We start from the raw sequence: 14272 nt of genomic DNA on the forward strand, positions 1-14272 counted from the left end.
GTTGAGACGCCATCTTCTCGCCGCGGGCCTCGCGCTCGCGGCCTTCGGCAGCGCCTGTCCCGCCTTCGCCCAGGGCAAGGGCCCGGTCGTCGGCGTGAGCTGGTCGAATTTCCAGGAGGAGCGCTGGAAGACCGACGAGGCGGCGATCAAGGCCGCGATCGAGAAGGTCGGCGGCACCTATCTCTCGGCCGATGCGCAATCCTCGCCCGCCAAGCAGCTCACCGATGTCGAGAGCCTGATCGCGCGCGGCGCCAAGGCGATCATCGTGCTGGCGCAGGATGCGCAGGCGATCCGCCCGGCGGTGCAGAAGGCGGTCGACGAGGGTATCGCGGTGGTCGGCTACGACCGGCTGATCGAGATCCCGCAGGCCTTCTACCTGACCTTCGACAATGTCGAGGTCGGCCGCATGATGGCGCGCGAGATCCAGAAGGCGAAGCCGGAAGGCAACTACGTCTTCATCAAGGGCTCGAGCGCCGACCCGAACGCCAACTTCCTCTATCAGGGCTCGATCGAGGTGCTCAAACCCGCGATCGACGCCGGCAGGATCAAGAATGTCGGCGAGGCCTATACCGACGGCTGGCTGCCGGCCAACGCACAGCGCAACATGGAGCAGTTCCTGACGCGCAACGCCAACAAGGTCGACGCCGTCGTCGCCGCCAATGACGGCACGGCGGGCGGCGCCATCGCCGCCATGGCGGCCCAGGGCCTCGCCGGCTCGGTCCCGGTCTCCGGCCAGGACGCCGACCGCGCCGCCCTCAACCGCGTCGCGCTCGGCACCCAGACGGTGACGATCTGGAAGGATGCGCGCGAGCTCGGGCGCAACGCCGCCGAGATCGCGATCAAGCTCGCCGGCGGCGCCAGGCTGAACGAGATCGCCGGCGCGACCGCCTGGGATCAGGGGCCGGCCAAGGCGAAGATGACCGCGCTCTTCCTCAAGCCGGTGCCGGTGACGAAGGACAATCTCGGCGTCGTGATCGAGGCCGGCTGGGCGCCGAAGGCCGCCGTCTGCCAGGGCGTCGCCGCCGGCAAGGTCAAGGCCTGTGACTGAACTCGCCCCCGCGCCGGCCCAGCCGGCGCCGGACGCGAAAACGCTGGCCGATCATCTGCGCGCCATCGAGTTCGACGCGCGGATGATCGGCATGATCGCCGCGCTGGCGGCCGTCTGGCTCGGCTTCGACTGGCTCTCGGGCGGCGCCTTCCTCACGCCGCGCAACCTCTGGAACCTTTCGGTCCAGACCGCCTCGATCGCGGTGATGGCCTGCGGCATGGTGCTGGTCATCGTCACCCGCAACATCGACCTCTCGGTCGGCTCCATGCTCGGCTTCGTCGGCATGGTCGTGGGCCTCGTCCAGGCGCGGCTGCTGCCCGAGCTGCTCGGCTTCGAGCACCCCGCCACCTGGCTGCTCTCGATCGCGGCGGCGATCGCGCTCGGCGGGCTGATCGGCCTGTTCCAGGGCGCGCTGATCGCCTATCTCGCGATTCCCTCCTTCATCGTCACGCTCGGCGGGCTGCTGGTCTGGCGCGGCGGCGCCTGGTGGGTCACGCAAGGCCAGACCATCGCGCCGATGGATTCGCGCTTCCGCCCGCTCGGCGGCGGCATCGAGGGCGCGATCGGCACCTCCGCCTCCTGGGCGATCGGCCTCGTCATCTGCGCCCTGATCGTCGCGGGCATGGCTTTCGCCCGGCGCCGGCGCAAGCGCTACGGCTTCGCCCTGCGCCCGCTCTGGGCCGAGATCGCGCTCGCCGCGCTCGCCTGCGGCACCGTGCTCGGCGCGGTGACGATCGCCAACGCCTATGCCCTTCCGGCCGGCGTCGCCCGCCGCCTGGTCGAGGCGAAGGGCGGCACCTGGCCCGCCGGCGGGCTCGTCATCGGCCATGGCCTCGCCGTGCCGGTGCTGCTCGCGCTCGCGGTCGGCGTCGCCATGAGCTTCCTGGCGCGGCGCCTGCGCTTCGGCCGCTATGTCTTCTCGATCGGCGGCAATCCCGAGGCGGCGCAGCTCTCCGGTGTCAACACGCGCAAGGTGCTGATGCTGGTCTACGGGCTGATGGGGGTTCTGGTCGGCATCGCCGCCTGCATCTCGACCGCCCGGCTCAATGCCGCGACCAATTCGGCCGGCCAGCTCGACGAGCTCTACGTCATCGCCGCGGCGGTGATCGGCGGCACGTCGCTCGCCGGCGGCGTCGGCACCATCGCCGGCGCGATGCTGGGGGCGCTGGTGATGCAGTCGCTGCAATCCGGCATGGTGCTGATCGGCGTCGACACGCCCCTGCAGAACATCGTCGTCGGCATCGTGCTCGTCCTCGCCGTCTGGCTCGACGGGCTCTATCGCAAGCGGCTCGGGTGAGGAGGGCGCCATGGACATGACCACGCCGCTCGTCGAGATGCGCGAGATCTCGATCGCCTTCGGCGGCATCAAGGCGGTCGACCATGCCAGCCTCGATCTCCATGCCGGCGAGGTCGTCGGCCTGCTCGGCCATAACGGCGCCGGCAAGTCGACGCTGATCAAGATCCTGTCGGGGGCCTATCGCGCCGACGCCGGCGAGATCAGGATCGCCGGCGAGCCGGTGTCGATCTCCTCGCCGCGCGACGCCAAGCGCCACGGCATCGAGACGATCTACCAGACGCTCGCGCTCGCCGACAATGTCGACGCCGCCGCCAACATCTTCCTCGGCCGCGAGCTGCTGACCTCCTGGGGCACGCTCGACGACAGCGCCATGGAATCCGAGACCCGCAAGGTGATGGGGCGGCTCAACCCGCATTTCCGCCGCTTCAAGGAGCCGGTGAAGGCGCTCTCAGGCGGCCAGCGCCAGTCGGTCGCGATCGCGCGCGCCATCTACTTCAACGCCCGCGTGCTGATCATGGACGAGCCGACCGCGGCGCTGGGGCCCGCCGAGACCAAGCAGGTCGCCGATCTCATCCTCGAACTGAAGAAGCAGGGCATCGGCATCTTCCTGATCAGCCACGATCTGCACGACGTCTTCGATCTCGCCGACCGCGTCAGCGTGATGAAGAACGGCAAGGTGGTCGGCACCGCCCATGTCCGCGACGTCACGCAGGACGAGGTGCTGGGCATGATCATCTCGGGCAAGTGCCCGCCGGGTGCTGTGCCGGGGCCGGGCGCGCTGCGAAGCTAGAGCGAAGAACCGGGCCCGCCCGGCGGCGGGCCCGGCCGGTCGCTCAGGCGGTGGCGTGCGGCTCGTGCCGGTAGTCCCAGACCGCCCAGGCCGAGACCGCGGCCGTCAGCAGGCCGAGCGCCAGATGCGTCCAGAACGCGGTGAAGTTGCCGGTGAAGCCGAGCATCCAGGGCGCGGCGATCAGCCAGAGGCCGAGCGCCAGGTTCACCCATTCCTCCCATTCGGCGAAGGCGGTGAGCGCCGCGATCGCGATCACGGCGAGCACGGCGCCGACCAGCCAGGCATTGCGGGTCGGCATGGTCTCCGCCACGAAGCCCATCGCCCAGGGCGAGATGAACAGAACGGCCCCGAGGATCAGGTTGAGCCAGTCCTGCGGCCGCTTTCCAGTCGTCGCGGTCATCATGATCACCTCCATCAGTGACGATCATCCGGCCACGGCGCCCCGCGCACGAGGCGCTTGGTCGAAATCATCATACGCCTAAAGTCGAGGCGGCTCAACAACAGGGCGAAAACGATCATGGCCGGCGCGAGCCGGCCATGACGACAGATGACGACTGGGCGACTCGTGGGACTCGACTTCACCGTGACTTGGCGAAGACGCGCCTACTTCGCCGCGAGCAGCTCCTTCACCGAGAGCAGCACCAGCTCGTTGTCGTCCGCCTTCTTCGGGTCGCGCGAGGAGGAGAAGGGCAGGTTGTTGTCGTTGCCGACGACGATGATGCCGCCCGCCAGATCGACCACATCGACATTCTCGATGGTGAAGAACGGGAAGGGCAGCACGCCGTCGATCGCGCCCTGCTTCGCCTTCCGGTCGGGATCGGCGATCTTCATCAGGTCGATATGGCCGATCTTGCGCACGCTCTTGCCGACATTGGCGTCGTTCATCTCGATCTTGACGATGCGCTTGAACGTCGCGAGGTCGTGGAAGCAGTCCGGGCCCTTCTGGCCGGCGGCGCAGGCCTTGTCGGCGGTGCCCTCGCCATTGTCCCGTTCGATGATCAGCGCCGTCGTCGCGTCGATCATGTTGAAATCGCCGATGGCGAGGCCCTTCTGCTCGAGCGGGAAGAACCAGGAGCGGCCGGTCCATTTTTCGTTCTGCACGTCGAATTCGAGGATGCGCAGCACCTCCTTGCCGTCGACCTCCTCATTGCCCTTGGTCTCGGCGTTCCAGAGCGGGCCCTCCAGCAGCGGATAGAGGAAGCGCCCGTCGGGCGACTGCGCCATGCCCTCATAGCCCTTGGAGCGGCGGACATTGAACGCGACCGGCAGGTTCGGCGCCGCCGGCGTGGTCAGCGCGTAATGGTCGGGCGAGCGCGCCGGCTTGCCGTCGACCATGGTCTCGAACACGGCCTCGACCTTGCCGCTGGCGTCGACGCGGATCAGATAGGGGCCGAATTCCTCGCCGATCCAGTATTTGCCGCCGATCGGCTGGATCGATTCCGGGTCGAAATCGGCGCCGGTCAGATAGCGCTTCTCGGTGCCCTCGTGGACGATGCGGAACGGCACCTTCTTGTCGGGATCGTGCAGGAAGGTGGTCGCGACGCGCTCGATCCTGCCGGCCGCGAAATCGGCCTTGAGCCGGTGGAAGAACAGCATCGCGTCCGGCGAGTTGACCTTCGAGCCGAAGCCGTTGTCGGTCAGCACCAGGAACTCGCCATTCCCCAGCGAGCGGATGCCGGAGAAGCCCTGCACCGGCTGGCCGGCGAAGGGCGTGGAAAGGCCGGTCGGCCGCCCGCCCGAAAGACCCATCACGCTGCCGATCTGCTCGACGCGCTTGCCCGGCGTCGTGAACTTGCCGGAGACCTTGAGGTCGGCCGGCGCGTCGGCCGGGGCCGGGATGATGCTGTCGGCCGGCAGCAAAGCATGGCCGACCAGCCTGGCCGGGAACTCTTTCGGCGCTCCCTGCGGCGCATCCTGCGCGCCGGCGAGCATGGTGGACGACAGGAGGAGGGCGGCGGCGAGGCGCAGGCGCATGGGACGCTCCGTTGCGGAAGGGCGGGACACCCCCGCTTCGCGCCCGGACCTTGCAGCCGCGCGACAGCGCCGTGACGCTTGCGTGACGCGCCGCCGTTCGGACGGCGCATCGCCCTCCTGCCAGCTGCTGTCACCAATCGCATCCCCGCCGCGCCGGGCCCTCTCGCTTCGGCCGCAAATCGCCCCCATATTGCCGCCATGCCGAAAAGCGTCGACAAGATCTCCGACACCGCGCCCGCCGCCAAGGCGAAAGCCGCGAAGAAGCCGCTGCGCACGCCGAACTCCAAGGCGAGCAAGCCCGAGCTCGTGCCGCTCGACGGCTATCTCGCCGACCTGCTCAACCCGGCGATCAACCGCGGCAAGGCGGTGCCGGGCGGCGCCGCCGGCTTCAAGGATACGCCGCAGGCCGGCTACGAGGCCGCTCCGGAGAAGAAGCGGAAGCTGTCCAAGAAGGCGGACGCCGCCTTCGCCGATTCCGACGGCGACACCGCCGCCTCGCTGACGGCGAAGTCGCTGCAGCATCTGCTCGAGACCGGCAGCCCCTTCATCGCGCCCGGCAAGCCCTGGACGCCGCACCGGCCCGAGCGGCCGGAGAAGTCGGAAGGCGGCATCCGCTTCAAGATGGTCTCGGACTTCGAGCCCTCCGGCGACCAGCCGGCCGCGATCGCCGATCTCGTCGACGGCATCCGCCGGCAGGAGCGCGACCAGGTCCTGCTCGGCGTCACCGGCTCGGGCAAGACCTTCACCATGGCCAAGGTGATCGAGGAGACGCAGCGCCCGGCGCTGATCCTCGCCCCCAACAAGACCCTGGCCGCGCAGCTCTACGGCGAGTTCAAGAGCTTCTTCCCCGACAACGCGGTCGAGTACTTCGTCTCCTATTACGACTACTACCAGCCGGAGGCCTACGTCCCGCGCTCCGACACCTATATCGAGAAGGAATCCTCGATCAACGAGCAGATCGACCGCATGCGCCATTCGGCGACGCGCTCGCTGCTCGAGCGCGACGACGTCATCATCGTCGCTAGCGTCTCCTGCATCTACGGTATCGGCTCGGTCGAGACCTATACGGCGATGACCTTCTCGCTGAAGCTCGGCGAGCGCATCGAGCAGCGCCAGCTGATCGCCGACCTGGTGGCGCTGCAATACAAGCGCACCCAGCACGATTTTGCGCGCGGCACCTTCCGCGTGCGCGGCGACACGGTCGAGCTCTTTCCTGCCCACTATGAGGACCGCGCCTGGCGCATCGGCCTGTTCGGCGACGAGGTCGAGTCGATCTCCGAGTTTGATCCCCTGACGGGACAGAAGACCGGCGAGCTCGAATTCATCAAGGTCTACGGCAATTCGCACTACACCACGCCGCGCCCGACGCTGAACCAGGCGGTCAAGTCGATCAAGGAGGAGCTCAAGGCCCGCCTCGACGAGCTCAACCGCATGGGCCGCTATCTCGAGGCGCAAAGGCTCGACCAGCGCTGCACCTTCGACATCGAGATGATCGAGGCGACCGGCTCCTGCAACGGCATCGAGAACTATTCGCGCTATCTCACCGGCCGCAAGCCGGGCGAGCCGCCGCCGACCCTGTTCGAATACCTGCCCGACAACGCCCTCGTCTTCACCGATGAGAGCCATGTCACCGTGCCGCAGATCGGCGCCATGTACAAAGGCGACTTCCGCCGCAAGGCGACGCTCGCCGAATACGGCTTCCGCCTGCCCTCCTGCATGGACAACCGGCCCTTGCGCTTCGAGGAATGGGACGCGATGCGTCCGGCCTCGATCCATGTCTCGGCGACGCCCGGCGGCTGGGAGATGGAGCAGACCGGCGGCGTCTTCACCGAGCAGGTCATCCGCCCGACCGGGCTGATCGACCCGCCGGTCGAGATCCGCCCGGCCAAGCACCAGGTCGCGGATCTCCTCGACGAGGTCAGGGAGGTCACGGCCAAGGGCTACCGCACCCTCGTCACCGTGCTGACCAAGCGCATGGCCGAGGACCTGACCGAGTACCTGCACGAGAACGGCGTGCGCGTGCGCTACATGCATTCCGACATCGACACGATCGAGCGCATCGAGATCCTGCGCGATCTGCGCCTCGGCGCCTTCGACGTGCTGGTCGGCATCAACCTGCTGCGCGAGGGCCTCGACATCCCCGAATGCGGCTTCGTCGCCATTCTCGACGCCGACAAGGAGGGCTTCCTGCGCTCCGAGACCTCGCTGATCCAGACCATCGGCCGCGCCGCGCGCAATGTCGACGGCAAGGTCGTGCTCTATGCCGACCAGGTCACCGGCTCGATGGAGCGGGCCCTGGCCGAGACCAATCGCCGCCGCGAGAAGCAGCTCGCCTACAATGCCGCGCACGGCATCACCCCGCAGACGATCAAGCGCGCCATCGGCGACATCCTCGGCTCGGTCTACGAGCGCGACCACGTCACCGTCGACAAGGGCCTGGTCGAGGCGCCCATCGCCGGCCACAACCTGAAAGCCGCGATCGCCGATCTCGAGAAGCGCATGCGCGAGGCCGCCGCCGACCTCGAATTCGAGACCGCCGCCCGCCTGCGCGACGAGATCAAGCGCCTGCAGGCGACCGAGCTCGCCATCGCCGACGACCCGCTGGCGCGGCAGGGCGAGGTCGAGGCGAGCGCCGGCAAGTACAAGGGCGAGCGCAGCTATGGCGCCTCGGCCAACCTGCCGACCCGCGCCCGCAAGCCGACCGACGCCGATATGGGCCCGCACAATTGGGGCGGCGGCGAGGGGCGGCCGAAGCGCGGCGACAAGCCGAGCCCGCTGCTGACCGGGACGTCGCGCGTCAGGAAGCCGACGCTCGACGAGATGGGCCCGGTGCCGGAATCGCGGCCGAAGGGGGCGGAGGAGAGGCGGGGGAGAAGGAGGTAGCCAGTTCGCCGATCGCGCTTCGGAGCATTTATTGAGCCGGTACGGTTGCTTGGGCCCGCCGCTGATTGTCTGAACGCAACGGCGCCGCTGCGGCCTCAATCGGCGAGGGCAGGCCCTCATCCGGCGCTCCGCGCCACCTTCTCCCATTCGGGAGAAGGTTGGGACGAGGTTCAGGTGATCCATTCCCAGCGAGGCCGTTGCGGTTGCAGCGCCCGCCGAGGCATCCTCGTCCGATGACCAACGAGCAACGCAGCTTCGCCCGCAGGCTGCGCCGGCGCGCGACGCCGGCCGAGGAGGCTGCGTGGGAGCTGCTGCGTCATCGCCGGCTCGACGGCCTTCGGTTCCGGCGGCAGGTGCCGCTGCTCGGCTACACCGTCGATTTCGTCTGCATCGAGCGCCGGCTGATCGTCGAGCTGGACGGCGTCCAGCATGATCATGAGCGGGATTACGACGCGGCACGGACGCAGGAGATCGAGCGGCACGGCTTCACCGTGCTGCGCTTCGCCAACCGGCAGGTGCTGGACGATCGCGACGAGTTCGTCGCAGCGATCAGGGCGGCGCTGAGGGTTTAGGCGGGCGAACCTGAGAGAGAGAGGCGCCGGAACCTCGACCCAGCCTTCTCCCGGATGGGAGAAGGTGGCGCGGAGCGCCGGATGAGGGCCCGCCCTCACCGCAGGAGGCGCAGCGGTGCCGCCGTGTTTCAGTAATCAGCGGCGGTCCCTCACCCCTGCCCCTCTCCACTGATCTCGGGCCTGCCCGAGATCAGCTCTCAGAGTGATCGAAGTCGGGTAGACCCGACTTCGATGCGGGAGAGGGGTTCCGTCGAGGTTCCAGCGCCCAACGGGGATAGTTCGGCAACTTATCCCCGCCCTCCGAACCTCCCGTATACTCCCGGCCATCCCATCCCCGAGGGGCGGCCAACCGGAGGCATGCTGATTGGTGGGGTGGGTGCGGCGCCTGCGGGCGAGGGTTGCGCCTCGCTCCCGGGAGGCTTCGGGAACCGACCTGGGGACATTACGATCCCTGCGCGAGGAGCTCGCTAGATGAAGCGGCGGCGACCAGCCGGCGCGACGGCTCGAGGACGCGACGGCCTGAAGAAGGCTACTGGCGTCCGAGGGCCGCGCGGCGCGCCCGCCACCGGCTTCGCAGAAGCGCGGCCCGGAGCTTTCAAATCGCCGCCTGGCGGAGCGCCACGGGGCGTGCGGATGGTGGCTCAATCCATCCGCGCCGCGTCCTGGCTCACGGATGCGGATCTCTACCAACGCGCCTCGCGGCGCTCCGCTGCCCCTCATCTGCACGACGCCCGCGGGATCAGCCTGCGGGCGGGGAAAAGCTTGGGCGCGGGAGGCACGACGCAGAACCCTTCTCCTGGAAGGAGAAGGGCAGGGATGAGGTGTTCGGGAGAGGAATCGCTAGCCTGAACCCGGCCGCGCGGTGGGCGCTCGCGGCGCTGGTCCAGCCGCCTACACCTCACCCCGACCCCTCTCCTTACAGGAGAGGGGATCCCGCGCCCTTCGCCCTTGGGGGACAGGGGGAGGCGAAGGGCGCGGGCGGCCGCTCAGAAGCGGTCGTAGCGATCATGCGCGCGCCGGCCATGGGCCGGGGCCCAGGGCGGCGGGCCGCCGCGACGGTAGCCATGGCCGTAATCGTCGCGATAGCGGTGGCGGCGCTCATAGCGGTCGCGGCGCTCGAGATTGCGCTCGATCTCCCACATCCGGTGCTCGCGGGTGTGGCGGACATAGCTGGCCTCGAGCCTGTCGAGCGCGGCGGCGCCGCCGAAGGCCTCGCCGGCCGCTGCCGGCGTGGCGGCGGCGGCGAGCGCGAGGGCCGCGGCGATGAGAAACTTGCGCATGGACATCTCCTTTGGTTGTGGCGATTCAAGCGGACGCCGGGGGAACCCAGCCTGAACGGGATGGTCGGCTTGCGTTCATCTGCCGCGGTTCCGGGCGCCGTGCCGGCGCGCTAGGATTGTGGCCATGACCGTGCCGGGCGACTTCCTCCGGGCCTCGCGTGACCTCGAGCGCTTCCTCGTCGACGCGCGCGACCAGCTCGGCCACGCCACGACGAACCAGAGCTGGCAATCGGTGCTCGCCGTCTTCGTCACCTTCCGGGCGCGGCTGAGCGTGGCGCAGACGGTCGCCTTCGCGCAGGCCCTGCCGGCGATCCTCGGCGCCATGTTCCTGCTCGGCTGGCGGCCGGGCGAGGCGCAAAAGCCCTTCGCCTCGCGCGCCGAGCTGGCGAAGGAGGCGATGGCGTTCCGTACCGATCACAGCATCCTCCCCGAGAGCGGCATCGCCGATGTCGCCGCCGCGCTCTGGCGCCATGTCGACCGCGACGCCTTCCGGCGCATGCTCGACGCGCTGCCGCCGGAGGCGCGGGCGTTCTGGGCGGTTCCGGACGGCTGAGCGGCTGCGACGCCGCTGGCGGCGGGACGGATGTCGGGCATGGGCTGCTCCTGATCTGCGCCTGGGACAACGCAGCTCGGTGGCCGAGGTTCGCCGCGAACCTTTCCGGGCGTCTTGGCGTTGGATTGGCGAGGCTGGGAGACGAGCAGGAGGGAGGCGATGAACAGGCATCGCAAGACCCGGCGGCCGAGCGATGCGGATCTGCGCGGCAACCCGCTGATCGGCGCCTCGAAGGGCGCGACCCGCGCCGGCGCGCGCGCCGAGGATTTCGAGGAGCTCGCCGGCGCCAACACGGTCGAGGGTGATCTCGAGAACGACGTCAACGCGCTCGGCGGCATCGGCAAGGCGGTGCTGCGCAACGGGCGCGGCGCCCCGAACAAGCGATAGGAGGCAGGCATGGCACAGGCCGGCAGGAAGCTCGGACCGGGCACGCAGGGCAAGGGCGACGGCAGCGGCGCGATGAGCACGCGGCCGCAGGCGCTGCCCGACAACAAGGTGCTCTCGAACCGCGACAAGGCGCAGCACAACCGCGCCCGCGGCCAGGACGGCAAGTGGATCGAGAGCGAGCAGCGCTACGAGACCGAGCACAACCGGCGCTCGTGAGCGCGGCCGCTATTTCAGCGCGACGATCAGCATCAGGAAGGCGAGTACGATCAGGACCTGCTTCAGGCTCCAGTTGATCCGCCGGAGCTGCTCGGCGACCGGGTCCTCCGGGGGCTCGCCCTCGGGCGCATGATCCGGGTCGGCGGCCGCGCCCCGGCCGGGGCCGGGACCGGCCCGCCAGCTGATCGCGTGCACCCTGCCATGCGCCTGCGCTGCCCGGCCCTCGGCCTGCGGCGCGAGATGGAAGATCGGCTCGTCCTCGCCGGCGCCCTCGCGCAGCCAGAGATTGGTCGTCGCCGTGAAGGACAGGTGGCCGGCGCGGCCTTCGGCGAGGTCGCGCCGCAGCCCCGCGAACAGCGGCTGCGGCAGGAAGAGCTCGGCGGCGAGGCGTTCGTCGAGATCGCCCTGCGCTCCGGCGGGCAGGCTGAGCCGGAGCAGCGGCGCGCTCTCGCCTGGAAAGGCGCGGATGGTCAGCGCGAGCTCCTGCGACGGCCCCGCCTGGCCGATCCGGGCGAGCCGCGCGCCGTCCGGCCGGGCCTCGCCCTCGATCCGACCGGCATCGTGCAGCGCGCCGTCGCGCCACTCATGGCCCGCGACCGCGACCAGCCCCTCCGCCGCGAAGGCGAGCGGCCGCGCCGCGTCCTGGACATAGGCGCCGGCCACGCCCGGCAGCGTCATCCGCCCGTCCATGATGCCGGCGCTGTCCGTCCTGTCGCTCATCCCGCCCCCGCCCTGAATCGGTGGGGACGATAGCAGGTCGGCCCGGCGACGCCAGACGGGCACCCCGCTCCCGGCCGGGGTGGGAACGGGCTACGCCCGAAAAGAAAGTTTCCGCCCCCGGCGCCACCGCGAAAGCCTCTTCCCGAATCCGCTGTACTTTTAAAAGAACGTTTGGATTGACATGCGGAACGCCTCGTCCTAGATTGGCTTCGTCATCGGCACGCCGACGACCGCGGAGATTTGAGCGAGCAGCTTGCGCCGCGTCACCAAACGCTAAAGCGCCACGACGTGGTCGTGGGCTCCTGGATATGAGGAGATGAACATGACCGGCTCCGTTCTCCGCCCTGTCGAACCGCTCCGCCGTTCGATGATGTGCTGTTGTCGCCGCTGATCCAGCGCTGACGCCGTTTCCGGCATCATTCCGACATCGCTACAGCACAGGGCGCCGCCACGCGGCGAAGATCGTCATGTCGTTCCAGTCCCAGATCACGCCGGCTCGCCAGGCCTATGTCATCGAGATCGGCGAGACCCAGGCGGGCCTTGTCGCCCGCGGCGCCGACGAGCGCTTCTACACCTTCATCTCCGCTTCGGCGGCCTTCGACCGGCTCGAAGGCCAGCGCTTCGCGACGCCGGTCGCGGCCGAGCTGGCGGCGCGCCAGCTCGTCACCGCGCGGCGCCACGGCCTGCCGCTGGCAGCCTGAGGAGCCGGCGGCTCCCAACCCGAACCGGTCCTGCCACACGCATTTTCGAGGATATGATGAACGCCCCCGTGAAGCCCGAGGCGCTGCGCGTCGACGGCCTCGTCACCGCACCGCCCGTCGATGCGCTCATCCGCTTCGAAGCGGTCGGCAAGACTTATCCCGGCCGCGACAGCCAGGAGCCGGTGACCGCGCTCGCCGGTGTCGACCTCGCTGTGCCGCGCGGCAGCATCGTCGGCGTGATCGGCCGCTCCGGCGCCGGCAAGTCGACGCTGATCCGTCTGGTCAACGGGCTGGAGCGCGCCACTTCCGGCCGCATCCTGATCGAGGGCGAGGAGGTCACCAGCCTGACCGAGGCCGGCTGGCGCGAGCGCCGGCGCTCGACCGGCATGGTCTTCCAGCATTTCAACCTGCTCTCCTCGCGCACCGTCTTCGACAATGTCGCGTTGCCGCTGGAGATCGCCGGTGTGCCCAGGGCGAAGATCGCGGCGCAGGTCGGCCGCCTGCTCGCGCTCGTCGGCCTCGCCGACAAGAGCGAGCGCTATCCGGCCGAGCTCTCCGGCGGCCAGAAGCAGCGTGTCGGCATCGCGCGCGCGCTCGCCACCGAGCCGAAGGTGCTGCTCTGCGACGAGGCGACCTCGGCGCTCGATCCCGAGACGACCCGTTCGATCCTCGCTTTGCTCAAGCAGGTCAATCGCGAGCTCGGCATCACCATCCTGCTGATCACCCACGAGATTCCCGTCATCAAGGAGATCTGCGACCGCGTCGCGGTGATCGAGGGCGGCCGCATCGTCGAGGAAGGCGAGACCTTCGCGGTGATGACCCGGCCGCGCCATCCGACCACGGCGAGCTTCGTCGAGGCGGTGACCGGCGTCGAGATTCCCGAATACCTGGCCGGCCGCATCCATGAGCAGGCGCTCGCCGGCGACAGCGCCGTGCTGCGCATCGCCTTCACCGGCGGGAACGCGACGGCGCCGGTGATCAGCCGCCTCGCCACCGTGGTCGGCGTCGACGTCAACATACTTGCCGGCCGCATCGACGCGATCGGCGACAAGCCCTTCGGCAGCCTGCTGGTCTCGGTGCCGGCGGGCGAGCCCGAGCTCGCCGCCGTCCTCGGTGCGCTGAAATCCCTCGATCTCAAGGCGGAGCTGGTCGGCCATGTCTCCTGAACTCATTCGACTGATCGTCGAGGCGACCGGCGATACGCTGCTGATGGTCGCCATCGCCGCCGGCCTCGGCACCGCGCTCGGCCTGCCGCTCGGCGTCTTCCTCGCCACCAGCAAGAAGGGCGAGCTCTTCGCGGCGCCCGTGGTCAACGCGGTGCTCGGTGCGCTGGTCAACGCGACGCGTTCGACGCCCTTCATCATCCTGGTCGTCGCGATCATCCCCTTCACCCGGCTGATCGCCGGGACCTCGATCGGCACCTTCGCCGCGACCGTGCCGTTGACCGTGGCCGCGACCCCCTTCATCGCCCGCCTGATCGAGGGCGCCATCCGCGAGGTCGATCAGGGCCTGGTCGAGGCGGCGCGCTCGATGGGCGCGACCCCGCTGCAGATCGTCCGCAAGGTGCTGGTGCCCGAGGCGCTGCCGGCGATCGTGCTCGGCCTGACCCTGGCGCTGGTCAGCCTGCTCGGCTTCTCGGCCATGGTCGGCGCGGTCGGCGGCGGCGGCTTGGGCGATCTCGGCATCCGCTACGGCTATCAGCGCTTCATGCCGGATGTGATGGCGATCGTCGTCGCCGTGCTGATCGTCCTCGTCCAGACGGTGCAGAGCGTCGGCGACCGCCTCTCGCGCCGCCTCAACAAGCGCCTGCGCCACGCCTGATCGATTTCCCCTTTCCAACCCGTTCAAGTT

At 69.4% G+C, this 14272-nt stretch carries 15 protein-coding genes; 11 read left to right on the plus strand and 4 right to left on the minus strand.

All coding sequences use genetic code 11. From position 1 onward, the window contains the following. Position 1 precedes the first annotated feature (1 nt). Genes xylF through CS1GBM4_RS03175 form a run of 3 tightly spaced genes read left to right on the plus strand, consistent with a single transcriptional unit; the run spans position 2 to position 3135 of the window. Complete coding sequence (gene xylF / locus CS1GBM4_RS03165) at positions 2-1048, plus strand: D-xylose ABC transporter substrate-binding protein (protein ID WP_244607020.1); 1047 nt, start codon at positions 2-4, stop codon at positions 1046-1048. A gap of 43 nt (positions 1049-1091) precedes the next feature. Beyond that, entirely contained in the window at positions 1092-2345 is a 1254-nt protein-coding gene (locus tag CS1GBM4_RS03170; RefSeq protein ID WP_244607021.1) for a sugar ABC transporter permease, read from the plus strand. 10 nt (positions 2346-2355) lie between these two features. Then, complete coding sequence (locus CS1GBM4_RS03175; RefSeq protein ID WP_186417237.1) at positions 2356-3135, plus strand: ATP-binding cassette domain-containing protein; 780 nt, start codon at positions 2356-2358, stop codon at positions 3133-3135. 43 nt (positions 3136-3178) lie between these two features. Here the strand turns inward: CS1GBM4_RS03175 and CS1GBM4_RS03180 are convergent, their stop codons facing one another. After that, positions 3179-3538 (minus strand): SPW repeat protein, encoded by a 360-nt coding sequence (locus CS1GBM4_RS03180; RefSeq protein ID WP_244607016.1) that lies wholly within the window; start codon positions 3536-3538, stop codon positions 3179-3181. A gap of 200 nt (positions 3539-3738) precedes the next feature. Beyond that, entirely contained in the window at positions 3739-5067 is a 1329-nt protein-coding gene (locus CS1GBM4_RS03185) for an esterase-like activity of phytase family protein (protein ID WP_244607022.1), read from the minus strand. A 240-nt stretch (positions 5068-5307) separates the two neighbouring features. Here CS1GBM4_RS03185 and uvrB point away from each other — a divergent pair, with 240 nt between their 5' ends. After that, on the plus strand, positions 5308-7992 hold the full coding sequence (gene uvrB / locus CS1GBM4_RS03190; RefSeq protein WP_186417240.1) for an excinuclease ABC subunit UvrB: 2685 nt from the start codon (positions 5308-5310) through the stop codon (positions 7990-7992). Positions 7993-8225: 233 nt separating this feature from the next. After that, positions 8226-8564 carry a DUF559 domain-containing protein gene (locus CS1GBM4_RS03195; RefSeq protein ID WP_186417241.1) on the plus strand — a complete coding sequence of 113 codons (339 nt, stop codon included), beginning with the start codon at positions 8226-8228 and terminating at the stop codon, positions 8562-8564. Positions 8565-9550: 986 nt separating this feature from the next. Here CS1GBM4_RS03195 and CS1GBM4_RS03200 read toward each other — a convergent pair. Next, complete coding sequence (locus tag CS1GBM4_RS03200; protein WP_186417242.1) at positions 9551-9844, minus strand: hypothetical protein; 294 nt, start codon at positions 9842-9844, stop codon at positions 9551-9553. Between the two features lie 124 nt (positions 9845-9968). Between CS1GBM4_RS03200 and CS1GBM4_RS03205 the strand changes: the two genes are divergently transcribed. The 3 genes from CS1GBM4_RS03205 (at position 9969) to CS1GBM4_RS03215 (ending at position 11000) form a co-directional block, all read left to right on the plus strand. Next, complete coding sequence (locus CS1GBM4_RS03205) at positions 9969-10397, plus strand: DUF2267 domain-containing protein (RefSeq protein WP_186417243.1); 429 nt, start codon at positions 9969-9971, stop codon at positions 10395-10397. A gap of 159 nt (positions 10398-10556) precedes the next feature. Then, positions 10557-10784: a hypothetical protein gene (locus CS1GBM4_RS03210; protein WP_186417244.1), complete on the plus strand. Its 228-nt coding sequence runs from the start codon at positions 10557-10559 to the stop codon at positions 10782-10784. A gap of 9 nt (positions 10785-10793) precedes the next feature. Continuing rightward, positions 10794-11000: a hypothetical protein gene (locus tag CS1GBM4_RS03215; RefSeq protein ID WP_186417245.1), complete on the plus strand. Its 207-nt coding sequence runs from the start codon at positions 10794-10796 to the stop codon at positions 10998-11000. Between the two features lie 9 nt (positions 11001-11009). Here CS1GBM4_RS03215 and CS1GBM4_RS03220 read toward each other — a convergent pair whose 3' ends face one another. Then, positions 11010-11720, minus strand: a complete 711-nt coding sequence (locus CS1GBM4_RS03220; RefSeq protein WP_186417246.1) for a hypothetical protein — start codon at positions 11718-11720, stop codon at positions 11010-11012. Positions 11721-12187: 467 nt separating this feature from the next. Between CS1GBM4_RS03220 and CS1GBM4_RS03225 the strand changes: the two genes are divergently transcribed. The 3 genes from CS1GBM4_RS03225 to CS1GBM4_RS03235 are packed head-to-tail and all read left to right on the plus strand — an operon-like array spanning position 12188 to position 14242. Further along, positions 12188-12421, plus strand: a complete 234-nt coding sequence (locus tag CS1GBM4_RS03225; RefSeq protein WP_186417247.1) for a hypothetical protein — start codon at positions 12188-12190, stop codon at positions 12419-12421. A gap of 56 nt (positions 12422-12477) precedes the next feature. Beyond that, a complete protein-coding gene (locus CS1GBM4_RS03230) occupies positions 12478-13587 on the plus strand; it encodes a methionine ABC transporter ATP-binding protein (protein ID WP_244607017.1) in 1110 nt (369 codons plus the stop codon). Continuing rightward, positions 13577-14242 carry a methionine ABC transporter permease gene (locus tag CS1GBM4_RS03235; RefSeq protein WP_186417249.1) on the plus strand — a complete coding sequence of 222 codons (666 nt, stop codon included), beginning with the start codon at positions 13577-13579 and terminating at the stop codon, positions 14240-14242. Before CS1GBM4_RS03230 ends, CS1GBM4_RS03235 begins: the two co-directional genes overlap by 11 nt. Positions 14243-14272: the final 30 nt, after the last annotated feature.

It is taken from the genome of Allobosea sp. CS1GBMeth4, assembly GCF_900185715.1.
In the GTDB taxonomy this organism is placed as follows: Bacteria; Pseudomonadota; Alphaproteobacteria; order Rhizobiales; family Beijerinckiaceae; genus Allobosea.